Source organism: Sphaerisporangium fuscum (assembly GCF_018531465.1).
GTDB classification, from domain to species: domain Bacteria; phylum Actinomycetota; class Actinomycetes; order Streptosporangiales; family Streptosporangiaceae; genus Sphaerisporangium; species Sphaerisporangium fuscum.
Genome location: NZ_JAHDTF010000002.1, coordinates 248,790 through 271,753 on the forward strand (window position 1 = coordinate 248,790; position 22,964 = coordinate 271,753).

The window sequence follows — 22,964 nt, forward strand, 5'->3', positions numbered from 1 at the left end:
GTCACGGTCGGCCGTGTCGGGGGAAGGTCACTCGTCACGGTCGGCCGTGTCGGGAGCGAAGGTCACTCGTCGCGGTTGGCCGTGTCGGGGGAGAAGGCGGGCAGGCACACGGCGACGTATTCGGCGCCATCGGGGCCGACGCTGTAGCGGATCTTCTCGCCCGGAAGGCTGACGAACGCCTCGCCCTCCCCCACCTCGGTCACACCCTCGTCGTGCTCGACCACGACCGTGCCGCGCAGCACGAGGGTGTACTCGGTGAACTCCGGCGTCTGGGCGGGCTCCTCCCAGCCGGCCGGCGCGACCATGTGCGCGATCGACACCTGGTCGTCGCCGCTGTTCACGCGGCCGATGTACTCGTCGATGACCTTGCCACCGGGGACAGGGATACGGGTCGCCCCCGCAATTTTGCGTACCACGCGGACAGTCTAGTGAGCGGCCCAGGAATCGGGCGCCCCACCACATCTCGCCATCTCCCCACAGGAGCGGCCCGCCGCACCCCCGTCTCTCCCCGCAGACCGCCACATCCCCGACATCTCCCCAACACAGCGGCCCGCGGCGTGCTCCTGGGGTCAGTCCTCGTCGGCCGCGGTGGCCTCGCGCAGCGGGTCCGGTACCGTCACGACGGTGTACGGCGGGGTGCCGGGCGCGTGGTCGAGCTGGCCGTTCACCACGTACACACGGCCGTTGCGCACCGCCAGAGTGGTGGGTGAGTCGAAGCTCGGGTCGATCACCTTGGCCACCACCTCCCCGGCGCTCAGGTCGTCGCCGAGCCGCGCCACGTACACGCCCTGACCCGCGGGCGCGGCGTAGTTCAGCACGGCGTACACCGTCGTACCGCGCAGCACGAGGCCGTCGGGACCGAAGCTCGCGCCACCGAGATCGACGAGGCGGGCCTCCCGGGTGGCGACGTCGACGCGGATCAGGGCCTCCAGCCCCTGGGAGGAGACGATCAGCGTCTTACCGTCAGGCGTGGCGTCGATGCCGTTCAGGAAGAAATACTGCGCCGGCATCTGCGGCACCAGCGGGCGTACGTCCAGCCACCGCTGGAGCTGTCCGATGCGTCCACCTTCGAGCGTGGCCCGCCATACGACGGCGTTGGTGGAGTCGGTGACGTAGACGGCGTCCCGGGTGATCACCAGGTCGTTGAGGAACGGGTCGCCGACCGGGCCGGCCGTGGCCGGACGGTGCGCGATCAGCCTGCCGTCGCGGCCGTGGACGTCGAGCGCCGCGCGGGTGGCGACGAAGACGCGGCCCCGGCGGTCGGGATGAATGCCGGCGGCGTAGCCGCGACCCGCCGCCCTTCCGGAGGCGAAGGTGCGGAGCCGGTCCTGGGAGACGTGGCCGCGGTATATGTCTCCGGTGCCGGTGCTGGTGACGTACATGGTGCCGTCGGGCGCGATGCCGATCCCCTCCGGCAGGACACCGGGCTCCTCGGAAACGACGTATCTGGACGGCAGCCGGCTGTCGGCGTAGGTCACCGCTGCCGTACCGAACTGACCCACGGCGAGTGCGGCGACAACGGTGACAGTGGCGGCGAGACGGCGAAGACTCACGATCAACTCCTCGGCCCTTAACGGGATCCGCCGGTGCGGCACCCGGCGAACTACTTCGAACACGAAGTACTTTGCCGCAGGGCGGGACCGAAAGATAGTTCGGATTCGAATTGTTATCCGGAACCTAACCCGCCGCCTCGACGGTGCGGTCGAGCGCGTTGGCGAGGTCGTTCAGCACGCCGCGCACCTGCTCCACCGGATTGCTCAGCTCGGTCTGCAACCGCACCATGTGCCGCTTCACCTGGGCGACCGCATCCCGTTGGAGCCGCTGCCCCTCCTCGGTGAGCTCCAGCAACGCCGAGCGTCCGTCCACCGGGGCTCGTTCGCGCTGGATCACCCCGCGCCGGGTCAGGGCGGCGAGGTGGCCGGAGAGGGTGGACGGGCGCATTCCGATGCCTTTCGCCATCTGTGAGGGAGTGGTCGGGCCGAGGGTGGCGAGCAGACTGGTCACCGCGTACTCCATCGGCTTGAGACCCGTCTCGGCGAGTGCCAGCCGCAGCAGCTGGCCCACCCGCTCCTCGACCGCCAGGACGTCGAACAGGAGCCCGATCGGCTGTTCCGGCCTGCGGCCCATCGCACGCCCTCCTCTACCTGAATCCGGTCACTCCACCGCGAAGCGCGCAGAGGCCGGCCACCCTCTGGCCAGGCCACCGGCAGCCAGACCACCGACGGGCAAGGATCCGCCGTCCACAGAGGGTCGCCTCCGCGGCGGTCCCCTTCGCCAGCGAAGACGAATACCATGCCGGCGACCACGGCGCCACCTGGACTCAGGCCCCGCAAGCGGGCCGTTCGCGGTTCGCTCTAGAAGACGCCATATCCCTCCGGCGCCTCGGTGGCCTGCTCGGCGGCCCGGCTCGTCTCCTCCCACGCCGCCCAGGTGGCCATGCGGCGTCGCGAGATGTCGAACGCCAGGTCGTAGGCGGCGCCGCCGAGCAGCAGCCGCAGCGGCGGATCTTCGCTGCCGACGAGCTTCATGAGCGCCTCGGCGGCGAGGTGCGGCATGCTGTCCACCGACCCCTCGGCGAACTGTTTCTCCAATTCGGCCCGCAGCGGTGCATAGGCCTCCATCGGCTCGGTGGTCACCAGGCCGGTGGTGTAGAGGTCGGTCCAGTAGCCGCCGGGCTCCACCATGGTGAGCTTGACGCCGAAGCCCGCGACCTCCGCCGCCAGCGCTTCGCTCATCCCTTCCAGGGCGAACTTGCCGGCGCTGTACATGCCCGTGAGCGGATGCCCGCCCAGTGCGCCGATGCTGGAGATCTGGACGATGTGCCCGCTCCTCTGGGCTCGCAGATAGGGCAGCACGGCCTGGCTGACCCACATGGTTCCGAAGAAGTTGGTCTCCATCTGGGCGCGGGCTTCGGCCTCGCCGAACTCCTCGATCATCCCCATCGCGAGGTACCCGGCGTTGTTCACCACGACGTCCAGGCGGCCGAAGTGGCGCACCGCCTGCTCGACGGTGGCGAACACCGCCTCCCGGTCGGTGACGTCAAGCGGGAGCGCGAGCAGGCGGTCGCCGTGCTCATGGGCCAGGTCTTCGAGCGTGGTCAGCGTGCGGGCCACACCGACGACGCTGTCACCGGCGCGTAGCGCAGCCTCGGTGAAGGCCCGGCCGAGGCCTCGGCTCGCCCCGGTGATGAACCAGACCCGGGCGGAGGACGCACTGCTGGTGGGGGTGGCGGTCATCAGATCTCCTGACATTGAGAACGACAAGACGAGTCGTCTCGTCTCGCAGGGACATTAGCAGGACTTGGGAGCAGCCGCAAGACGGTCCGTCTCGTCTCCCGTTCGGTAGGATTCGCCCTGTGGCGATACAGCGCAAAGCCCCAGATGCCGCTCGACGCAGCCCGGCCACCCGTCGCGCGATCCTCACCGCCGCCCTCGAGCTCGTCGGAGAGATGGGATACAGCAGGGTGAGCATCGAGGCGATCGCCGCCAGAGCCGGGGCGGGCAAGCAGACGATCTATCGCTGGTGGCCGTCCAAAGGCGCGGTGCTGTTCGACGCACTGCTCATGCTCAGCGAAGGCGAAGGCGAAGGCGAGCAACTCGCCGAGCTCCCCGACACGGGCGACCTCGAAGCCGACCTCAAGACGGTGCTGCGCGCCACCGTCGACGAACTGAACGACCCGCGCTACAGCGAACCGATGCGCGCCCTGGCCGTCGAGATCCTTCTCGACCCGTCCCTCGCGGAGGACTACACCGAACGCCTGGACAAGCCGATCAAAGAGCTCAAGCGTCGCCGTCTCCGCAAAGCCCAGCAGGCCGGGCAGCTGGCTCCTGAGGTCGACCTCGACGTGGCCGTCGACATGCTCTGGGGGCCGCTGCGCAGTCGCTGGCTGCACCGCGAGGGCCCGCTCACGGCCGAGTTCGCCGACATGGTGGTCGAGGCCGCCCTGAACGGACTGCGTACGCACCACGGCGCCGCGTCCCCAGCCTCACAGGAGGAGGGGACGATCGGAGCGAGGGGACGCTAGAAGGCTGCCGACCGCCGGCGCCAGGAGCGGGGCACCTCAACGCGCCACCCTGTTCGCCGCGGTGCTGGTGCCGCTGCAGTCCTCCAGGCGGCATCCGGGGACGAAATGGTCCACCGCGTCCCGCAGTCCCCGGCTCTGGCGTGCCGTCAGGCGGAGACCGATCAGCACCGCCGCGTCGAGGAGCTTTCCGGGGACGCCGATCTGCCGGCGCCACCAGTTGCCGGCCGGGGCGGCCTCCGCGGCGTACACGCGCCGGCGGCGGTGGCCGAGGCCGTGGAGAAGAGACCGGAGCGAGAAGGCTCGCGCGAGGTCAGTGGGCCACGTCGACGACGAGGCGGGAGGGGGCCGACTGTTCGATGACCCGGAAGCCGGCCTGGTGGCCGAGGACGAGCGCGAGGCTCACGGTGCCTTCGAAGTCGCCGGTCCGCACCACACTGCGCACGTTGCCGAGCCCCGCAGGAAGCACCCGGTTCCCGCCGAGCGTCGGCTTACCGTCCTTCGTGTGCGCCTCGGCGGGGCGCAGAGTGACCGCGAGATAGGCCCCGCCCTTGATCGCGATGGGATCCCCGGAGCCGTCCTCGACCAGCTGCTTCACCCAGTCGACGCTGTAACCGGCCATCGCCCCCGTGAGGTCGAGGACCACCCGGTCGTACCCCTCGTGCCGCGCGAACCGCACACCGGTCACCAGGGGCGGCCGGGCGGGCGTGTGCGACACCTCGACCGGCTTGGTCCCGGTGGGCGGAGCCAGTTCGGACGCCCCCGTGGAAGGCGCGCCGGACGTCCGGGGGCCACCGGTAGCGGACGGCGTTCCCGGCAGCGCGGTGGCCGAGCTCGGCGCCGGCGAGGGCGTGGCGGGCGACTCGGTGCCGGTTGAGGAAGGGGGCGCCGAGGTGATGATCGGACTGGTCGTCGCACCAGAGTCGTCCCGCGCGGTCCCGCACGCGGCGAGGAGCGCGAGAGGCACGAGGGCGCTTGCGATGGCGATCTTCTTCATGGGCCTCGGCTTCCTCGAACGAAGTCACCAACTCCTACAACGCCGAGAATGCCTCACCGGTTCACCCGGAAACCCCTGATCCCGAAATTGTGTCCGAAACACCCCGATCTCCAAGCCGACACCCGCACCCGACCACGCGAAACACGTCCTTCCCCTCGTCGCATGCCCAGGCCGGCGCGAGACACCTCTCCCCGCGGTTGTCCGGGCCGGCGAGACAGGTCTCCCCCTCGCATGTCCGGCGAGCACGTGGCTTCCCCTCGCATGTCCGGAGCGCTCACTGGCGCCGCGACGGCGGGGAGGAGTACGGCGGGGGATGGTCAGCGGATGGGGGTGGGGTCGCGGGGCCAGGTTTGGATGCGGGACAGGGACGCGGCGAGGACGGCACGGTGGGTGGGGAGGGCCTGGCGGTGGCGTTCGAGGCCGGCCGAGGTGATCTGGACGAAGACCCCGCGCCGGTCGTCGAGGCACATGTTGCGGCAGACCAGACCGGCCTTCTCCAGGCGGGAGATCAGGCGCGACAGCGCGCTCTGGCTGAGATGGACGGCGTCGGCGAGCTCCTGCACGCGGTACTGCCCGTGCTCGGACTCCGCCATGTGATCGAGGACCTCGAAGTCACTGACGCCCAAGTCGTGCTTCTCGCCGAGCTCGCGTTCGAGCGCGCACCACGTCATGGCCTTTTGGGCCATCAGGTCGCGCCACCAGCGCACGACTTCGCGGTCGTCCTCCATGGCCGGACTATAGCATGCAGGCGCAATAGATGCACGCGAATTATTTGCTTGTGCATTGAATGCATGTGCATGTAATGTCCTACGCCATGAACTCCTCCGCGCATGACCAACGATGGGACGCACGACTGTGGGGAGCCCTGACCGTGCTCTGCGCCGTCGTGTTCCTCGACGCCCTTGATGTCTCGATGGTCGGGGTCGCCCTGCCGTCCATCCAGTCCAGCCTCGGCCTGTCGACCTCCTCCCTTCAGTGGGTCGTCAGCGGCTACGTGCTCGGCTACGGCGGGCTGCTGCTGCTCGGCGGCCGGACGGCCGACCTTCTCGGCCGCCGGCGGGTCTTCCTCACCGCCCTGGTCGTCTTCGCCGTGGCCTCGCTGCTCGGTGGCGTGGTGAACGACGGCACCCTGCTCATCGCCGCCCGGTTCATCAAGGGCATCAGCGCCGCCTTCACCGCCCCCGCCGCGCTGTCCATCATCACCACCACCTTCGCCGAGGGGCCGGCCCGTAACCGGGCGCTCAGCATCTTCACCGCCTGTGGCGCCAGCGGCTTCTCGCTCGGCCTCGTGCTGTCGGGCTTCCTCACCGAGCTCGGCTGGCGGTACACCTTCCTGATGCCGGTGCCGGTCGCGATCATCGCGCTGGTGGCGGGCCTGAAGCTGCTTCCGCGCCACTCCGGCGAGGAGCGCGCCACCGGCGGCTACGACCTCATCGGCGCCGCCACCATCACCGGCTCGATGCTGCTGTTCGTCTTCGCCGTGGTCCAGGCCCCCGAGGCCGGGTGGGCTTCGCTTCGCACGCTGGGCAGCATCGGGGGCGCCATCGCCCTGTTCGCCCTGTTCATCGTCGCCGAGCTGCGCGTCAAGCACCCGCTCGTGCGCCTGTCCATCCTGCGCTCCGGGCACCTCGTCCGGGCCAACCTCGGACTTGTGATCCTGTTCGGCTCCTACGTCGGGTTCCAGTTCGTCGGGATGCAGTACTTCCAGAACCTCCTGCACTGGTCGGCCCTGCAGACCGCCCTGGCCTTCCTCCCCGCGGGCCTGCTCGTGGCCGTCACCTCGACGAAGATGGGTGACCTCGCCGACCGGTTCGGCACCACCCGCCTGATCACGATCGGCTCGTTCGCGCTGGCCGCCGGGTACGCCGTGTTCCTGAACGTCAGCGAGCACCCCAGCCTCACCACCATGATCATCCCGGGCATGGTGCTGCTGGGCATCGCGTTCGCGCTGTCGTTCCCCTCGCTGAACATCCAGGCCACCAGCGGTGTCGCCGACGACGAGCAGGGGCTGGCCTCAGGCCTGCTGAACACCTCCGGGCAGGTCGGCGGCGCGCTGGTCCTGGCGATCGTCACCGCCGTGGCGACCTCCCACGGGGGCACGGTCACCATCGGCACCATCCGGTCCTCCTTCGCCCTGTGCGCGGCGATCGCCCTGCTGGGCCTCGCCATCGCCGTCGTCGGCCTCGTCCGGGGCCGCGCGACCGTCCAGACCCCGGCGCTCGCCGAGGAGGCGGGCGGGGACGACGTGAAGGTCCTCGAGGCGATCTGACCCGGTCCAGGGCGTCTCGCCCATCAGCCCGGACGACCGAGCCCCCCGCGCGTACACACGCCGGGGGGCTCTTGCGTTCGGTGGCCTTTCAGGCGGTGAGGCGGTCGATCACCAACGGGAGGAGGGACGGGCCGGAGGTGCCGGCCACCTCGTAGGCGCCGTCCAGAGCCTGCAGGGCGCGGGTGAAGCGATCCGGGTCGTCGGCGTGCAGGGTCATCAGGGGCTGTCCCTCGCGGACGGTGTCGCCGGGCTTGGCGTGCAGGGTGACGCCCGCGCCGAACGACACCGAGTCCTCCTTGCGGGCCCGGCCCGCGCCGAGGCGCCAGGCCGCCAGCCCGACGCCGTACGCGTCGAGCCTGGCGAGCACGCCGGAGGACGGCGCGGTGATCTCGAGCGTCTCCGGGGCCTTGGGCAGCTTGGCGTCCGGGTCGCCGCCCTGCGCCGTGATCATGCGGCGCCAGGCGTCCATGGCGGAGCCGTCCTTGAGGGCGGCCTCGGGGTCCTTGCCCGACACGCCGGCCGCGGCGAGCATCTCGCGCGCGAGCCGTACGGTGAGCTCCACCACGTCGGACGGGCCACCGCCGGACAGGACCTCGATCGACTCCTCGACCTCCAGGGCGTTGCCCACGGCGAGCCCGAGGGGACGGTCCATGGCGGTCAGCAGCGCCACGGTGGTGACCCCGTGGTCGGTGCCGAGGTCGACCATCGTGCGGGCCAGCTCGCGGGCGGCGTCGACGTCCTTCATGAACGCCCCCGAGCCGACCTTCACGTCGAGCACCAGCGCGCCGGTGCCCTCGGCGATCTTCTTGGACATGATCGACGACGCGATCAGCGGGATCGACTCGACCGTGCCGGTGACGTCGCGCAGCGCGTACAGCTTCTTGTCGGCGGGGGCGAGCCCGTCGCCCGCCGCGCAGATGACCGCGCCCGCCTCGCGCAGGACGGCCAGCATCTCGTCGTTCGACAGCGACGCCCGCCACCCCGGGATGGACTCCAGCTTGTCCAGGGTGCCCCCGGTGTGGCCGAGGCCGCGTCCGGACAGCTGCGGGACGTACGCCCCGCAGGCGGCCACCAGCGGCGCCAGCGGCAGGGTGATCTTGTCGCCGACCCCGCCCGTGGAGTGCTTGTCGGTGGTCGGCCGGTCGAGCACCGACCAGTCCATGCGCGAGCCCGAGCGGATCATCGCCTCGGTCCACCGGCCGATCTCGCGGCGGCCCATGCCGTTGAGCAGGATGGCCATCGCCAGCGACGACATCTGCTCGTCGGCGACCTCTCCCCGCGTGTAGGCGTCGACCACCCACGCGATCTGCTCGTCCGAAAGCTCGCGGCCGTCCCGCTTGGCGCGGATCACCTCGATGGCGTCCATGGAACTCATGCTCCCCGGGAGAGGTCGTCGGGCCCGAACGCGAAGGGCAGGAAGTCGGACATCCGCCACGGACCCTCCGGCGTCTCCACCAGCAGCTCGGGGCCACCGTGCTCGAACAGCAGCTGGCGGCACCGCCCGCACGGCATCAGCAGGTCGCCGTGCCCGTCGACGCAGGTGAACGCCACCAGCCGGCCGCCGCCGGAGGCGTGCAGAGCCGAGACCAGGCCGCACTCGGCGCACAGGCCCACACCGTAGGAGGCGTTCTCGACGTTGCAGCCGGTCACGACGCGGCCGTCGTCGACCAGGGCGGCGGCCCCCACGGGGAACTTGGAGTACGGAGCGTAGGCGTTCGCCATCGCCTCGGTGGCGCGCTCCCGCAGCATCTCCCAGTCGACGTCGTCGCTCATTTCGCCTGTCCCTTGCGATACGGAAGACCGTTGGCCGCCGGCGCGCGCAGCCGCTGGGAGGCCAGCGACAGCACCAGCAGCGTGGTGAGGTGGGGGGTGAAGGAGGTGAACTGCTCGGGCACCGTGTCGGTCACAGCGAACAGCGCGAAGACCAGCAGCGCGAAGACGCCCGTCAGCAGCGCGGCGCGGTTACGACGCTGCGCGACGAGCTGGTAGACCGCGAAGGCGGCCAGCAGCAGCGCCACGACCAGCAGCAGCGCGTGCACGGACGTGCCGCCCTGGCGCAGCTGCAGCGCGTCGGTGTACCCGAACAGCAGGGCGCCGCCCGCGAGCCCGCCCGGCCGCCAGTTACCGAAGATCATGGCGGCGAGGCCGATGAAGCCGCGCCCGCCGGTCTGGCCCTCGCGGTAGATACCGGCGGCGACGATCGACAGGTAGGCGCCGCCGAGGCCGGCCAGGGCGCCGGAGACCACCACGGCGATGTACTTGTACAGGTAGACGTTGACGCCGAGCGACTCGGCCGCGACGGGCCGCTCGCCGCAGGCGCGCAGGCGCAGGCCGAAGGCCGTGCGCCAGAGCAGGTAGAAGCTGAGCGGCACGAGCAGGATGGCCACGATCGTGAACAGCGAGACGCCGTGGAACAGGCCGTGCAGGACGCCCGCGAGGTCCGACAGCAGGAAGATCCGGGTCTTCTCGAGGGCCTGCAGCGGGTCCCCGATGCCGGGGATGCTCACGTCGGCGATGGTCGGGATGTGCGGCGACTGGGTCTCGCCGCCGCCCTTCATGCCGACGAAGAGGAGCTTGGAGAGGTACTGGGTGACGCCCTGGCCGAGAAGGGTGATCGCCACACCGGAGATGATGTGGTCCACGCCGAACGTCACCGTGGCGATCGCGTGCAGCAGCCCGCCTACGGCGCCCCCGACCGCACCGGCGATCACGCCGGCCCACGGCGAGCCGAACGACAGGGACGCCCACGCGCCGCACCAGGTGCCGGCGATCATCATGCCTTCGAGGCCGATGTTGACCACACCGGCCCGCTCGGACCACAGGCCGCCGAGGCCGGCCAGTCCGATGGGGACCGCGAAGCTGATCGCCGTGCGGATCGTGCCGTCGGAGGTGATGTCGTTGGCGCCGGTGATGACCCGGGTGAGCGACAACATGACGAGCAGGCCGAAGACGGCGAGCAGCGCCGTCTGCCAGGTCACCTCGAAGCGGCGGGTCTTCGGCGGCGCCGGGGGCGCCACCGTCACGTCGGAGACCGTCACGCCGCCGCTCCTTCCATCTCGGGGGACTTGCCCGCGGAGAGCTCACGGCTCACCCGGCGCTGCTCCGCCACCTGGCGGTAGCGGTGCACCAGCTCGTAGGCGACGATCACCGAGAGCACGATGGTGCCCTGCATGATGAGCACGATCTCCGTCGGAACGCTGTTGAAGTCGAGGATCACGCTGGAGTTGTCCAGGAAGCTCCACAGCAGGGCGCCGACGGCGATGCCGATCGGGTTGTTGCGGCCCATGAGCGCGATCGCGATGCCGGTGAAGCCGAGCCCCGGCGGGAAGTCGAGGCTGTAGGAGTACGAGGCGCCGAGCAGCTGCGGCATGCCGACCAGTCCCGCGACGGCACCGGAAAGGATCATCGTCGCGAGCACCATCTTCTTGACGTTCACGCCGCTGGCCACGGCCGCCGACTCCGACCGTCCGGTGGCCCGCAGGTTGAACCCGAACCGCGTCCAGTTGAGCAGGACGTAGTAGCCGATCGCGAGCAGGACCGCCACCACGATCATGCCGTACACCTTGAGCGGCGTGCCGGAGATGAGCGCCAGCCCCGGGAACTGACCCGACGGCGGGATCGGCTTGGTGCCGATGTTGTTGCTGCCCGCCACGGGGACGGCGAGCCGCTCCGGGGTGAGCAGCCACGCGCCGAGGCCGGTGGCGATGGCGTTCAGCATGATCGTGGAGATGACCTCGCTGACCCCGCGCCTGGTCTTCAGCAGGGCCGCGATGGAGGCCCACAGCCCGCCCACCGCGATCGCGACGACCATGATGAGGCCCACGTGCAGCGGCGCCGGGAGCACCACCGCGCCGCCGACGGCCGCCGCGACGAGGGCGGCGAGGCGGTACTGGCCGTCGACCCCGATGTTGAAGAGGTTCATCCGGAACCCGATCGCGACGGCCAGGGCGGAGATGTAGTAGGTGACGGCGGTGTTGATGATCACGGCCTGCGTACGAGGAGTCGCACTGTAGCTCAGCAGGCTGCTGAACGCCTCGATCGGCTGGCTGCCGTTCAGGAGCAGGATGATCGAGGTGACGATGGCGGCGAACACCACGGCCAGGATCGGGGCGGCCAGCCCCAGCAGGCCGGTGAGCCTCACCCTGCCGAGCAACCGGTCGGAGAACGACGAACTCATGCTTCCTCCCCGGCGCCGGTCATGGCCGAGCCGAGCTGTTCGGGGGTGACGGTGGCCGGGTCGACGTCGGCCACCATGCGCCCGCGCAGGATGACCTTGAGGCTGTCGGACAGGCCGATCAGCTCGTCGAGGTCGGCCGAGATCAGCAGGACGGCGAGTCCGGCCGCGCGGGCGGCCCGCAGGTGGTCCCAGATGGCGGCCTGCGCGCCGACGTCGACGCCGCGGGTCGGGTGGGAGGCGATGAGGACGACGGGGTCGTCGCTCATCTCACGGCCGACGATCAGCTTCTGCTGGTTGCCGCCGGACAGCGCGGCGGCGTCCACGTCGATGCCGGGGGTGCGCACGTCGTACTCCTTGACGATGCGCGATGTGTCGGCGCGGGCGCCCGCCCGGTCGATCCACGGCCCCTTGACGTTCGGCTTGCGGGTCTGGTGGCCGAGGATGCGGTTCTCCCACAGCGGGGCCTCCAGCAGCAGGCCGTGCCGGTGGCGGTCCTCGGGGATGTAGCCGATGCCGCCCTCGCGCCTGCGCAAGGTGGACCAGTCGGAGATGTCGGCGTCGTCCAGCTTGATCACGCCGTCGGCCTGGCGCATGCCCATGATGGCCTCGACCAGTTCGGCCTGCCCGTTGCCCTCGACTCCGGCGATGCCGAGCACCTCGCCCTTGCGGATGTCGAACGAGACGCCCGACACCACCTCGCGCCCGTCGGTGTCGCGCATGGTGAGGCCGCGTACGGACAGGGCGACCTGGTCGGTGACCGTCGACTCGCGGGTCTCGGGGCTCGGCAGCTCGCTGCCGACCATGAGCTCGGCCAGCTGCCGGGCGGTGACGTCCTTGGGGTCGACGCTGGCCACGGTGGTGCCGCGACGGATCACCGTGATGGCGTCGGCGACCGACAGCACCTCGTCGAGCTTGTGGGAGATGAAGATGATGGTGAGGCCCTGGCGGACGAGGTCGCGCAGGTTGTCGAAGAGCTCGTCGACCTCCTGGGGCACCAGCACGGCGGTCGGCTCGTCGAGGATCAGGATGCGCGCGCCCCGGTAGAGCACCTTGAGGATCTCCACGCGCTGCCGGGCGCCGACGCCGAGGTCCTCGACCAGGACGTCGGGGCTGATCCCCAGGCCGTACGCGTCGGAGATCTCCTTGATCTTGCGGCGTGCGGTGGAGAAGTCGATGCCGACCCCGCCCTTGCGCGGCTCGCTGCCGAGGATGATGTTCTCGAGGACGGTGAGGTTGTCGGCGAGCATGAAGTGCTGGTGCACCATGCCGATCCCGGCGGCGATGGCGTCGGCCGGGCGCTTGAAGACGATGGGCTTGCCGTCGACGCGGATCTCGCCCTCGTCCGGCCGCTGCATGCCGTAGAGGATCTTCATGAGCGTGGACTTGCCCGCGCCGTTCTCGCCGACGATGGCGTGCACGTGCCCGCGGCCCACGCTGAGGCGGATGTCGCGGTTGGCGACCACGCCGGGAAATCTCTTGGTGATCCCCTCGAGTTCGACGGCGGGCTCGGTCGCGGTGGCCGAAGGTGTCGAAGTGCTGATGGCGGCCTCCTCCAGGCGGGTGGCCTCGGTGGCGGGGACGGGTGCGCCTCGTGGGCGTGGCGGCCGGCTGGCCTTGAGGCGTCAGGGCCTCGGGGAGGGCCCGCCTCTCGGCACGCGGCGAGCCTGGTGGGCGTGCCGTTCGTGCCTCGCCGGCGAGACGCTACCCGACAGTAGTGCAAGGGGTCCGATGGTCGGGCCCCGGGGCTGAGCTTGCCCTGCCTCGCTGCGCTCGGCGGCTCGGTGCGCCCCTCGCGGTACCGGCTCAGCAGGCGAGGGGCGCTCCCCAGGAGCGCCCCTCGGGGGATCAGTGGATCACTCGGTCGGGACCTTGATCTCGCCGTTGATGATCTTCTGCTTGTACTCGTCGAGCTTGTTCTTGATGTCGTCGACCTTGCCACCGGTGGTGGAGAAGTCGACGCCGCCCGCCTTGAGGTCGTACCGCACCGGACCGGACTTGACGGTGCCCTCGGTGTAGCTCTTCAGGAAGTCGAAGACCGCGACGTCGACCTTCTTGAGCATGGAGGTCATGATGACGTCGCGCACGCTCTGGTCGGCGGTGAGGGCCTGGTCGGAGTCGACGCCGATCGCCAGGGCCTTCGCCGCCTTGGCCGCCTCGAAGACACCGCCGCCCGAGCCGCCCGCCGCCTGGTAGACGATGTCGGCACCGGCGTCGTACATGCCCTGGGCCGCGGCCTTGCCCTTGGCCGGGTCGTTGAAGCCACCGAAGTCCGGCGGCTGCGTGAGGTACTTGACGTCGATCTTGATGTCGGGCTTGACCGCCTGGGCGCCCCGGGTGAAGCCGGCCTCGAACTTCTTGATCAGCGGCACCTGGACGCCGCCGACGAAGCCGATGTGCTCCTTCTTGGTCTTCAGGGCGGCGGCGGCGCCGACCAGGAACGAGCCCTCGTTCTCGGCGAAGACCAGGTTGGTGATGTTCGGGCCCTGGGCCTCGTCGTCGACGATGGCGAACTTGGTGTCGGGGAACTCCGCCGCGACCTTCTTCAGCGCCGCCGAGTAGGCGAAGCCCACGCCGATGACGGGGTTGTAACCGCTCTGGGCGAGCAGGCGGAGCCGCTGCTCCTTCTGGGCGTCCGTCTCGCCGGCGGTCGCAGCGAGCTCCTTGGTCTCAGCCAGCTTCAGCTCGCTCTTGGCCTTCTCGAGGCCCGCGGCGGCGGCGTCGTTGAACGACTGGTCGCCCCGGCCGCCGACGTCGAACGCCAGGCCGACCTTGGCGGCGGAGGGAGCCGCCGAGGAGGCGCCGGCCGACGCCCCGGTCGAGGTCTGGGCGGAGGTGCCCGAGTCGCTACCCCCACCACATGCCGCGACGCCCATGAGCATGGCGCCCACAGCCGTCGTGGCGGCCAACTTGCTTGCACTGATGCGGAGCAAGATGACTCCTTCCGTGTCTTCGCGGTCCATGTGTGCACGCGCGAAGGAACGCACGGCAACCCTGCACGGAAGATAGTTGTTGTACCAACGTTGGCCAAACCGCCACCCGGCTCCGAAATAGGTCCGTTATGCAGCTCACGCCGGCCTGTGACCTGCGAAACCTCCCCCGAGCGCCGCCGGTCGTCAGGCGGTGACAGGCTGCGCCTGAGCCTGGTCGGCCGAGGCGCGGCAGCCGTCCCACAGCGCGGTGAGCGCCGTCGCGGCCAGCACCCGCACGCCGGCGCCGATGCAGCGCTCGTCGACGTCGAAGGTGCCCTGGTGGATGTCGACGTGGTCGGTGCTGCCGGGGGTGCGCACGCCGAGCCGGGCGTACGCGCCGGGCACCGACTCGAGGTACCAGCCGAAGTCCTCACCGCCGAGGGACTGCGGGGTGGGGACCGCGGCCTCGACGCCGAGCACCTGGCCCGCGGCGTCGCGGAGCATGTCGACGCTGGTCTCCTCGTTGATGGTGGGCGGCACGCCGCGGACGTAGTTCATCTCGGCCTCGACGCCGTAGGCCATGGCCACCGAGTCGAGCAGCGACTTGAACAGATCGGGGGCCTCGTGCCAGGCCTGCTCGTCGAGGCAGCGGATCGTGCCCTCGGCGACGCCGTCGTCGGGGATGGCGTTGGCGACCGAGCCGGCCTGGACCCTGCCCCACACCAGCGACAGCGACGAGCGCGGGTCGACGCGCCGGCTGAGCGCGGCGGGAAGCTCGGTGACGATCTTGGCGAGGGCGAAGACGAGGTCGGCGGTCAGGTGGGGACGGGCGGTGTGGCCGCCGGGCCCCGCGACACGGACGCTCACCTTGTCGCAGGCCCCGGTGATCGGGCCGACGCGCAGGCCGAGCTGACCGACCTCCAGGCGCGGATCGCAGTGCAGGCCGAAGATGCGGTCGACGCCGCTGATGCCGCCGGCCTCCAGCACCTTCAGGGCGCCGCCCGGCATGACCTCCTCGGCGGGCTGGAAGATCAGGCGGACACGCCCGGGGAGCAGCCCCGCCGCGGCCTGCCCGGCGAGGAACAGGCCGGTGCCGAGGACGATGGTGGTGTGGACGTCGTGGCCGCACGCGTGGCACACACCGGGGACGGTCGAACGGTAGGGGACGTCCTTCTCGTCGGGCAGGGGCAGCGCGTCGATGTCGGCCCGCAGCGCGACGGTGGGGCCGTCACCGCTGCCGATGTCGCAGATCAGGCCGGTGCCGCGCGGCAGGGTCGTGGGGACGAGCCCGGCCCGCGTGAGGCGCTCGGCGATGCGCTCGGTCGTGCGGTGCTCCACGAAGCCCAGCTCGGGGTGGGCGTGCAGATCGCGGCGGAAGCCGATCAGTGACTCGTCGTGGACCCCCAGGAAAGCGTCGAGTTCCCCCCGCAGATCACGTGCCGGCATGGCCTATCGCCCCGTTCGACGTCGTTCTCAAAGTTGTGGTTATGAAGCGGTCGTCCGCCAGCTCGGCGATCGTCGCGTCCACGACGTCGTCGAGGGTGCCGCCTCCGGAAACGATCGCCCGCTGGCGTTCGCAGGAGTTGCCCTGCTCCACCACGTCGGACACGACCGCCAGCTCGTCGGCACAGCCGAGCCGCTCGGCCATCGGCGCGAGCTCGCGCGTCAGCTCGTACAGCAGGTCACGCATGGGCGCGGTCGAACCGTGGTCGTCGGTGATGACCATGGCGTCCAGCCCGTACCGCGTGGCCCGCCACTTGTTGTCGCGTACGACCCACGGCGCGGGGTGCGGCAGCCGGTACCCGCGGTCCAGCTGCTGGTCGAACTGCTGCACCAGGCACTGCGACAACGCCGTCACCATCCCGACCTCCCGTAGGGTCGGTATACCGTCGAACATTCGAATCTCAATCGTGCCGAAGTCGGGGTGGGGTCGAATGTCCCACCACACCTCTTTGATGCTCTTGATGGTCCCCGCGCGCTTCAGGGTGTCCATGTACTCCTCGAACTCCGCCCAGTCGGCCAGCATCTGCGGTGGTCCCGCGGTCGGCAGGGCGCCGAAGACGACGGCCCGGCTGGAGGCGAGCCCTGTGTCTTGGCCGCCCCAGTACGGGCTGGAGGCCGTCAGCGCGAGGAAATGCGGCAGGTAGGCCGCAAGTGCGTTGACGATGGGGATGACTTTATCCCTATGGCGGACCCCGACGTGGACATGTACGCCAAATGTTTGGATACGCCATGCCAGCCACTGCATTTGCTCGACCAGCTCGGTGTACCTCTGGACGGGCGCGTAGACGGCCTCGCGCCAGTCGCTGATGGCGTGGGTGCCCGTACAGGCCAGGGCCATGCCGCGCGGCTCCACCGCCTCGCGCAGGCGGTCGATGGTGCGCTTGAGGTCCTGGACGGCCTCGTCCGCCGTGTGGCAGACGTCGGTGATTATCTCGAGCTGGGACTGCATCAACTCGTGCATGACCTTCGGCCGCGGGACCTCGCTCAGCTCGGGAACGTCCTCGAGCACGTAGCGTGCGTCCTGCCGGAGCCGGCGTGTGCGCGTGTCGACAAGCTGGAGTTCCCATTCGACGCCCAGTGTCGGGCCGCGCGAAGGATTGAACTCGATTGTCACAGCACGCCTCCAAGGCAATGGTCTCAGGCTGAGTTTCCGCCCATAGGCGGAATCAGCCAACCCGTACGGTCACCCCTGTACGCCCTGACTTACGGCTGTTCGCGGCCGCCAGCAACCAGGAGATGCCTCCCACACCTGCATGCTCAACCGCAAAACGGTCGTTTACCGTCTCTGCCCGGGAAGGGCGCGTTATATGCGACCTTCGCGGCCGGCTCCGCGCCACGCACGCCACCCCAGGGCCCCCAGCACCAGGGCGAGGATCAGGTTGACGGCGATCAGGATGCCGTGGACCACGTAGAAGGACGTGGGATGCCCGTCGGCCAGGTTGAAGCCGAGGTTGATCCACTCAAAGACCATGAAGGCGGCCAGGACCAGGAGGAACCCGGCGACGCGTCGTGTCATCTTCACCGCCTCCATCGTACCGCCGCTTCCTGACCGGCCCCTTCGTGATCTTTGTCGCGTCTTGCCCCACATGAAAACCGACAAAAGCTACGCTGAGTGCCCTATGGGTAAGTACCTGACAGCAGCCGGCGCGATCGCGCTGGCCGGAGGACTCACGCTGGTGACCCCGGCGCACGCCCGGGCCGCCGCCGACGACAACACGACGATCGGCGGAGCGCTGCTGGGACAGCACGGTGTCATCGTCGACGCGGGCGCCAAGAAGCTGCCCAAGACCGAGTCGTCGGCCTTCGTGGTCGCCGACGCCGACACCGGGGAGATCCTGGCCGCCAAGGACCCCCACGGACGCTTCCTGCCGGCCAGCACGCTGAAGACGCTGACGGCGCTGACCCTCATCCCCCGGCTCGACAAGCGCAAGACCATCAAGCCGTCCCTTGACGCCTGCAACGTCGAGGGAAGCGCCGTGGGGCTGACGCAACACAAGATCTACAAGGTCGCCGACCTGTTCCGCGCGCTGATGATGGTCTCCGGCAACGACGCCGCCGTGGCGCTGGCCGAGGTCAACGGCGGCCTCGCCCGCACCCTGGCCGACATGAACGCCGAGGCCAAGCGGCTACAGGCGCTCGACACGGTCGCCAAGACCCCGAACGGCCTGGACAAGCCCGGCCAGAGCAGCTCGGCCTACGACCTGGCGCTGATCGCCCGCGCCGGGCTCGCCAACCGCGACTTCCGGGAGTACGTGAGCACCAAGCTCGCCGACTTCCCCGCCCCCGAGGGCAAGCACTACCAGATCCAGAACCACAACCGGCTCCTGGGCCGCTACCCCGGCATGATCGGGATCAAGAACGGCTGGACCACCAAGGCACTCGGCAGCTTCGTCGGCGCCGCCCGGCGCGACGGGCACACGATGATCGTGGTGGTGATGCGGCACGAGGGCTCGTTCTGGCACGAGGTCGAGGACCTGCTCGACTGGGGGTTCGCCGCCCGCGGCCACGTGACGCCGGTCGGCACCCTGGTCAGCCCGGTCCCCGAGGTCAAGCCCACCAAGCCCGTCGGCGGCCCGCCGTCGGGCGCCCCCGCCGCCCCGGTCAAGCCGGTGGAGGCCGCCCACGACTCTCCGCTGGTCGGCGTCGGCGCGGGCGTGGTCGCCGTGGCCATGCTCGGCGGCGCCGCCTGGATCGTGTACGGCGTCCGCCGCCGCTCCCGCTCCAACCCGGAGGCCCAGGCCTAGCCTGCTCCCCGGAGGGCCGGAGACCCGGAGGCGCAGGCCTGCTCCCCCGGGGCCGGAGTCCCGGGGGAGCACGCGGTCAGCGGGCGATCCGGTAGGCCCGGATGATCGTCTGGTCGACGGTGTTGCCCGAGGTGTCGGTCGACCGGGCACGCAGGGACACGAAACCGTCCGACGATGGATGCCGCAGGAGGAGCGTGCCCTTACCGCCGGCGCGCACCAGGTTCGCCGGCTGCCAGGTGGCGCCGTCGTCGTAGGACACCTCCACCGAGAGGTCCCGCACCGGGCCGGCGGCCGAGCCAGGCTGAACGTCCACGGTCAGCGGTACGGCGAAGGTCCTGCCCGCCGGCGCGGTGTTGTTCCGGTCGAGGTCGGGGGTGAACCGGACCACCGACAACGGCAGGGCCGTCCTCGTACCGTCCCGGCCCGCGGCGGAGCGGAACGTCCAGGCGACCGAGGTGCGGGTGGACAGCGGAAAACCGGCTCCGCGTTCGGCCTCGGCCACCAGGCGGTAGGCCGCGTCCTCAGGCGGCACTTCCGTCAACACGAACGAGAACGGCTGGTCGGTCACGAGCTTGCCGTCACGGTAGAGGGCGACGTGCTCTTTCGTCGTCGTCGAGATTCCGGTGTGCCCGGCCCTGTCGCCGTAAAGTGCCGGCTGAGCTGTGATCACGTTCCCGGTGCGGGTGACGGCAGGGGCGTCCAGACCGACGACGAGGGACGGTCCGAAGACCCCGCGGTTCCACTTCTCGGTGTAGGTTCGCCCCGCGTCGTACCGGGTCGCCGACGATTCCAGGATCGCCATGTCGTCGGGGCCGGACTCGAAGAATCCGCTCTTCCAGCGGATCCCGCCGTCGGTGTTGACGTACTCCGTGTGCGTGAAGGGCGGATGGAAATCCGTCAGGTACTCGTTGCCGAAGAACCAGTCGTCGGCAGGCCACGCGAAGCTCCCCACCTCGCCGAGCGCGCCGGCCTGGTGCACGGCGTAGTCCCTGCGTACCGTCGCCAGTTCCTTCCGGTCGACGTTCTTGGTGAAGCCCGCCGGCAGCCCGCCGGGGAGGAACCATGCCAGCCTGTAGGCGGACGGGCTGCCGTCCTGGCCGCCGTCCGGCGCGGGCGTGAACCACTGCCCGCCGATCTTGGTGACGACGTCGTACTTGCGGGCAGGGCCGAGTTGCGCGATGAAGCGCCGGTCGAACGAATCGGCGGTGAAGCCGTTGAAGAACTTGAGGCCGTCGAGGAACTCACCGCCGTATGTCAACTCGCTGAACAAGGAGAGCGCGGACGTGTCGGGTGCGCCAACGGACACCGGGCGGCCGAGGCGCGTGTCGAGCACCACCGTTTGCGAGGAGTTCAGGTCCAGGCCCGGATGGACGAGCATGGTGGTCCCCTGGTCGTCGACGGTCCTGCTGTCGATCACGTACTTCCCCTTGGGGAGCCGAAGGGTGATCGTGCTGTCGCCGCTCTCGACGTCCACGGCGTAGGCGTCCCGCCATTTCACGTCGGTCCTGAGGACAGAGATGAGATCGCCAGGTGACGGCTTACCCGAACGGTCGAGGTGCTCCAGCGTCAGGTCGTAGCTCTCCACCTCCTGCTCGACCCCCAGCGGCGTCGCGACGGACGCTCCGCCGTCCCCTGTCGCCTCCAGGTAGCCGCCGATGAATCCCTCCGGGATGTTCCCGCGGGTGTCGGCGGTGACGGACGCCTCGGCCTCGCCGCCGGCCGGCACGGTCACCGTGTCCGGGGTCACCGAAAACAGCGACGCCGGCAGCGGCTTGCCGTTCCCGTCGATCGCCCGCGTCGTCAGCCGGAGCGTCACCGGGGCGGAGCCCGCGTTGCGGTAGGTCACCTTCCTGGTGATCGGCTGGTCGTCGGTGTGCGGCCACGCCTGGCGGCCGAAGCTCAGCCCGCCCGGTTCGGCCGTCACCGACTGGGTGATCGCGCGCGCCACGTCCACCCGGCCCGATCCCTGGGCGAAGACGCCGATGGCCGGGTTGGGCCGCGCGCTCGCCATCAGCGCCGACTTCAGGGCGCCCGGCTTCCAGTCGGGGTGCTCCCCCGCGAGGATCGCGGCCGATCCGCTGACATGCGGGGTGGCCATCGAGGTGCCGGACATGACCGTGTAGGACCCTTCACCCTCGGAGTCCTTGCCGCGCGCCGCCTGGATGTCCACGCCCGGCGCGGTGATGTCGGGCTTCAGCCCCGAGTCCCCGGCGCGGGGGCCTCGGCTGGAGAAGACCGCGAGGGCGTCGGACTTGTCCACGGCGCCCACCGTCAGCGCCGCGTCGGCGCTTCCGGGCGAGGAAATGGTCCGATCCTGGCCGTTGTTGCCTGCGGCGACCACGAAGAGGGTGCCGTACCGCTCGGTCAGCGTCTGGACGGCCTCCTCCAGCGGGTCGAGGCCGGGGGTGTCGTCGTGGCCCAGGCTGAGGTTGACCACCTTGGCCCCCTGCTCGGCGGCCCACTGCATCCCGGCCAGGATCGACGAGTCCGCACACGAGCGCGACGCGCACACCTTGCCGTCCAGCAGCGTGGCGTCGGGGGCGACGCCGCGGTACCTGCCGCCGGAGGCCGCGCCGCTGCCCGCGATCGTCGATGCCACGTGCGTGCCGTGCCCGACCACGTCGCGCGCGTCGGGGGCGTCGGTGAAGTTCGCCCGCGCGGCCACCTTGCCGGCCAGGTCGGGATGGGTGTCGTCCACGCCGGTGTCCAGGACCGCGACCTTGACCCCCGTGCCGGTGTATCCCTTCGCCCAGGCTTCGGGCGCGCCGATCTGCTTGACGCTGACGTCCAGCGACAGCTCGGCCTTTCCGTCCAGCCAGACCTTCGCCGACGGCGCGGCCAGGGCTCGGGAGGCCGAGCCGCCCGTGAGGTCCTTCCAGAAGCGGGCGCCGTCGGCCTTGTTCTCCCGTACGGCGACGCCGTCGACGGCGGGCAGGTCCCGGGCGACCTGCGCGGTCAGCTGCGACCGCAGCTTTGCCGCCCCGCCGGCACCGGTCATGATCAGCGGCAGGTCCGCCCGCCGGTCGTCGTAGCCGGACTCCAGCAGCGTGGTCACGTCGAACAGCCGCGGGTCCAGGCGGTCCTGGCGTAACAGCGGGAGCGCGTCGCCGGGCACCACGCGCAGCCGTCCGGCGATCTCCCGGACGGCGAAGGTGACGCCCTCCCGCCCCTTGGCCGGGGTCACCTGGGCGCCGTGCCCGAAGACCGTCACCCGGTCCCCCGTGATCAGCGTGACGGTGCGCCTCTGCCCGGCCGCCGGCGTGTCCACGGGGCCTGCGATCCGTACGGGACCCGGCGATGCCGTCCGGGCGGCGCCGGCCGTAGCGGGTGTGTGCTCGGTGCCGGCGACCAGCAGCGCGGCGGCGAGCAGGACGGTGGCGGAGCCCCGTCGCGTGGCGGTCACGGGGTCTCCCCCGGCTTGTCGACGATGCCGGAGGCCAGGACGGAGAAGCCGAAGGTCCTGTCGGCCGTCACGGTTTTCATACCGAGGTAGTGGTAGTCGCCGGGGTCCAAGATCGTGTAAATCCTGCCCGCCGCTCCCGCGTCGAACACGACGCCGATCCCCTTACGGCCCTCCATCGTCGTCGCGTTCTCATCGATCTGGATGTTCGGGATCTTCGCCATCGCCCGGTACATCACCGCGGCCTTGTCCGGCGGAATGATCGGACCGTACTCCATGTACCACTGGAGGGCCGCGTACGCTTCGACGTCCTTTTCGCTGCCCTCGGGGCAGGGCGTCTGCTCCCCGCAGATGACGCGGCCGAATCGCATGCCGTCCGCGTCGTCCCGGAAGTAGTCCAGCATCGCGTCCGGGTCCGAGGGAAGGTCTTCTATCCTCCGCTGGGTCTTGGCCGGGTTCATCGGCCCCTTCTCCCCCGGTCCGATCTTGAGCTTGCCGTGCCACTCCCGGACGGCCTCCCGGCTGCCGTCCATCCGGATCCACTGCTCCCAGACCGGATTGATCGGGAGGTCCTGCGTCTGCTTGACGTAGTACCACTGGTCCGGCCGCCACTTGACGATCTTGGTTTGCTCGGCGACCAGAGCCGCCTTCTCCAGCACCGACGCGGCGCTGACCGCCGCGGTGGTCGCGGGAGGCCGGGGCACGGCCGGTGTCCCCGCCCCACCGTCCAGCCGGGTCAGGGTGACGGTCACGGCGGCCGCCAAGCCGAGAGCCCCGGCCAGGGTCAGTCCCCAGCGCAGCCGGGCCATCGGGCGCACCGGCCTCAGCCGGACGGCGGCGGGTGCGCCGGACCCGCCGCGGATCTCGGCGAGCAGCCGGTTCCTTTCCGCGTCCAGGTCCGTCTGCGGAGGGACACCCTCTCGCAGCCGGTTGAGCATGGTCAT

General features: G+C 70.4%; 20 protein-coding genes and 1 pseudogene. 3 read left to right on the top strand and 18 right to left on the bottom strand.

Annotated elements, in window-relative coordinates; all coding sequences use genetic code 11:
• Positions 1 to 62 precede the first annotated feature (62 nt).
• The 4 genes from KIK05_RS02225 to KIK05_RS02240 all read right to left on the bottom strand — a co-directional run bounded on the left by KIK05_RS02225 (position 63) and on the right by KIK05_RS02240 (position 3,236).
• The gene (locus KIK05_RS02225; protein WP_214408790.1) at positions 63 to 416 is read right to left on the bottom strand and encodes a cupin domain-containing protein; all 354 of its coding nucleotides are present in this window, start codon (positions 414 to 416) and stop codon (positions 63 to 65) included.
• Between the two features lie 153 nt (positions 417 to 569).
• Positions 570 to 1,553: an SMP-30/gluconolactonase/LRE family protein gene (locus tag KIK05_RS02230; protein ID WP_214408791.1), complete on the bottom strand. Its 984-nt coding sequence runs from the start codon at positions 1,551 to 1,553 to the stop codon at positions 570 to 572.
• A gap of 124 nt (positions 1,554 to 1,677) precedes the next feature.
• Entirely contained in the window at positions 1,678 to 2,127 is a 450-nt protein-coding gene (locus KIK05_RS02235; protein WP_214408792.1) for a MarR family winged helix-turn-helix transcriptional regulator, read from the bottom strand.
• A 227-nt stretch (positions 2,128 to 2,354) separates the two neighbouring features.
• Positions 2,355 to 3,236 (bottom strand): SDR family oxidoreductase, encoded by an 882-nt coding sequence (locus tag KIK05_RS02240; protein ID WP_214408793.1) that lies wholly within the window; start codon positions 3,234 to 3,236, stop codon positions 2,355 to 2,357.
• A 119-nt stretch (positions 3,237 to 3,355) separates the two neighbouring features.
• Between KIK05_RS02240 and KIK05_RS02245 the strand changes: the two genes are divergently transcribed.
• On the top strand, positions 3,356 to 4,024 hold the full coding sequence (locus tag KIK05_RS02245; protein WP_214408794.1) for a TetR/AcrR family transcriptional regulator: 669 nt from the start codon (positions 3,356 to 3,358) through the stop codon (positions 4,022 to 4,024).
• A 36-nt stretch (positions 4,025 to 4,060) separates the two neighbouring features.
• Here the strand turns inward: KIK05_RS02245 and KIK05_RS02250 are convergent.
• The 3 genes and pseudogenes from KIK05_RS02250 to KIK05_RS02260 all read right to left on the bottom strand — a co-directional run.
• A pseudogene (locus KIK05_RS02250) lies at positions 4,061 to 4,300 on the bottom strand (lyase); the annotation flags it as partial.
• Positions 4,301 to 4,334: 34 nt separating this feature from the next.
• The gene (locus tag KIK05_RS02255) at positions 4,335 to 5,018 is read right to left on the bottom strand and encodes an AMIN-like domain-containing (lipo)protein (protein WP_214408796.1); all 684 of its coding nucleotides are present in this window, start codon (positions 5,016 to 5,018) and stop codon (positions 4,335 to 4,337) included.
• Between the two features lie 317 nt (positions 5,019 to 5,335).
• Positions 5,336 to 5,746 (bottom strand): MarR family winged helix-turn-helix transcriptional regulator, encoded by a 411-nt coding sequence (locus tag KIK05_RS02260; RefSeq protein ID WP_214408797.1) that lies wholly within the window; start codon positions 5,744 to 5,746, stop codon positions 5,336 to 5,338.
• A gap of 86 nt (positions 5,747 to 5,832) precedes the next feature.
• On the opposite strand from KIK05_RS02260, the gene KIK05_RS02265 reads away from it, so the two are divergent.
• Entirely contained in the window at positions 5,833 to 7,287 is a 1,455-nt protein-coding gene (locus KIK05_RS02265) for an MFS transporter (protein WP_250562095.1), read from the top strand.
• An 88-nt stretch (positions 7,288 to 7,375) separates the two neighbouring features.
• On the opposite strand, the gene KIK05_RS02270 is transcribed toward KIK05_RS02265, so the two are convergent.
• The 9 genes from KIK05_RS02270 to KIK05_RS02310 form a co-directional block, all read right to left on the bottom strand.
• The gene (locus KIK05_RS02270; RefSeq protein ID WP_214408799.1) at positions 7,376 to 8,653 is read right to left on the bottom strand and encodes a thymidine phosphorylase; all 1,278 of its coding nucleotides are present in this window, start codon (positions 8,651 to 8,653) and stop codon (positions 7,376 to 7,378) included.
• Between the two features lie 5 nt (positions 8,654 to 8,658).
• The gene (locus tag KIK05_RS02275) at positions 8,659 to 9,060 is read right to left on the bottom strand and encodes a cytidine deaminase (protein WP_214408800.1); all 402 of its coding nucleotides are present in this window, start codon (positions 9,058 to 9,060) and stop codon (positions 8,659 to 8,661) included.
• Positions 9,057 to 10,325, bottom strand: a complete 1,269-nt coding sequence (locus KIK05_RS02280; RefSeq protein ID WP_214408801.1) for an ABC transporter permease — start codon at positions 10,323 to 10,325, stop codon at positions 9,057 to 9,059. Before KIK05_RS02280 ends, KIK05_RS02275 begins: the two co-directional genes overlap by 4 nt.
• Positions 10,322 to 11,464 (bottom strand): ABC transporter permease, encoded by a 1,143-nt coding sequence (locus KIK05_RS02285; protein WP_214408802.1) that lies wholly within the window; start codon positions 11,462 to 11,464, stop codon positions 10,322 to 10,324. Before KIK05_RS02285 ends, KIK05_RS02280 begins: the two co-directional genes overlap by 4 nt.
• The gene (locus tag KIK05_RS02290; RefSeq protein WP_214408937.1) at positions 11,461 to 13,005 is read right to left on the bottom strand and encodes an ABC transporter ATP-binding protein; all 1,545 of its coding nucleotides are present in this window, start codon (positions 13,003 to 13,005) and stop codon (positions 11,461 to 11,463) included. The genes KIK05_RS02285 and KIK05_RS02290 overlap by 4 nt, the downstream gene beginning before the upstream one ends.
• 312 nt (positions 13,006 to 13,317) lie before the next feature.
• Positions 13,318 to 14,394, bottom strand: coding sequence for a BMP family lipoprotein (locus tag KIK05_RS02295; protein WP_250562096.1), 1,077 nt, complete (start codon positions 14,392 to 14,394; stop codon positions 13,318 to 13,320).
• 183 nt (positions 14,395 to 14,577) lie between these two features.
• Positions 14,578 to 15,819 carry a M20 family metallopeptidase gene (locus KIK05_RS02300; RefSeq protein ID WP_214408804.1) on the bottom strand — a complete coding sequence of 414 codons (1,242 nt, stop codon included), beginning with the start codon at positions 15,817 to 15,819 and terminating at the stop codon, positions 14,578 to 14,580.
• Positions 15,806 to 16,990 (bottom strand): glutamate--cysteine ligase, encoded by a 1,185-nt coding sequence (locus KIK05_RS02305; protein WP_214408805.1) that lies wholly within the window; start codon positions 16,988 to 16,990, stop codon positions 15,806 to 15,808. The genes KIK05_RS02300 and KIK05_RS02305 overlap by 14 nt, the downstream gene beginning before the upstream one ends.
• Before the next feature lie 189 nt (positions 16,991 to 17,179).
• Entirely contained in the window at positions 17,180 to 17,392 is a 213-nt protein-coding gene (locus tag KIK05_RS02310) for an SCO4848 family membrane protein (protein WP_250562157.1), read from the bottom strand.
• Positions 17,393 to 17,495: 103 nt separating this feature from the next.
• Between KIK05_RS02310 and KIK05_RS02315 the strand changes: the two genes are divergently transcribed.
• Complete coding sequence (locus tag KIK05_RS02315; protein ID WP_214408807.1) at positions 17,496 to 18,620, top strand: D-alanyl-D-alanine carboxypeptidase family protein; 1,125 nt, start codon at positions 17,496 to 17,498, stop codon at positions 18,618 to 18,620.
• Between the two features lie 76 nt (positions 18,621 to 18,696).
• On the opposite strand, the gene KIK05_RS02320 is transcribed toward KIK05_RS02315, so the two are convergent.
• The gene (locus KIK05_RS02320; RefSeq protein WP_214408808.1) at positions 18,697 to 22,023 is read right to left on the bottom strand and encodes a S8 family serine peptidase; all 3,327 of its coding nucleotides are present in this window, start codon (positions 22,021 to 22,023) and stop codon (positions 18,697 to 18,699) included.
• The gene (locus tag KIK05_RS02325) at positions 22,020 to 22,964 is read right to left on the bottom strand and encodes a CU044_5270 family protein (protein WP_250562159.1); all 945 of its coding nucleotides are present in this window, start codon (positions 22,962 to 22,964) and stop codon (positions 22,020 to 22,022) included. The genes KIK05_RS02320 and KIK05_RS02325 overlap by 4 nt, the downstream gene beginning before the upstream one ends.

What these genes read in the sequence shown, in the direction of transcription:
- KIK05_RS02235 (WP_214408792.1), bottom strand. Translation starts at nt 2,127, where the DNA reads ATGGGCCGCAGGCCGGAACAGCCGATCGGGCTCCTGTTCGACGTCCTG.
- KIK05_RS02240 (WP_214408793.1), bottom strand. Translation starts at nt 3,236, where the DNA reads ATGACCGCCACCCCCACCAGCAGTGCGTCCTCCGCCCGGGTCTGGTTC.
- KIK05_RS02255 (WP_214408796.1), bottom strand. Translation starts at nt 5,018, where the DNA reads ATGAAGAAGATCGCCATCGCAAGCGCCCTCGTGCCTCTCGCGCTCCTC.
- KIK05_RS02260 (WP_214408797.1), bottom strand. Translation starts at nt 5,746, where the DNA reads ATGGAGGACGACCGCGAAGTCGTGCGCTGGTGGCGCGACCTGATGGCC.
- KIK05_RS02265 (WP_250562095.1), top strand. Translation starts at nt 5,833, where the DNA reads ATGAACTCCTCCGCGCATGACCAACGATGGGACGCACGACTGTGGGGA.
- KIK05_RS02270 (WP_214408799.1), bottom strand. Translation starts at nt 8,653, where the DNA reads ATGGACGCCATCGAGGTGATCCGCGCCAAGCGGGACGGCCGCGAGCTT.
- KIK05_RS02275 (WP_214408800.1), bottom strand. Translation starts at nt 9,060, where the DNA reads ATGAGCGACGACGTCGACTGGGAGATGCTGCGGGAGCGCGCCACCGAG.
- KIK05_RS02285 (WP_214408802.1), bottom strand. Translation starts at nt 11,464, where the DNA reads ATGAGTTCGTCGTTCTCCGACCGGTTGCTCGGCAGGGTGAGGCTCACC.
- KIK05_RS02300 (WP_214408804.1), bottom strand. Translation starts at nt 15,819, where the DNA reads ATGCCGGCACGTGATCTGCGGGGGGAACTCGACGCTTTCCTGGGGGTC.
- KIK05_RS02310 (WP_250562157.1), bottom strand. Translation starts at nt 17,392, where the DNA reads ATGACACGACGCGTCGCCGGGTTCCTCCTGGTCCTGGCCGCCTTCATG.
- KIK05_RS02315 (WP_214408807.1), top strand. Translation starts at nt 17,496, where the DNA reads ATGGGTAAGTACCTGACAGCAGCCGGCGCGATCGCGCTGGCCGGAGGA.
- KIK05_RS02325 (WP_250562159.1), bottom strand. Translation starts at nt 22,964, where the DNA reads ATGACCATGCTCAACCGGCTGCGAGAGGGTGTCCCTCCGCAGACGGAC.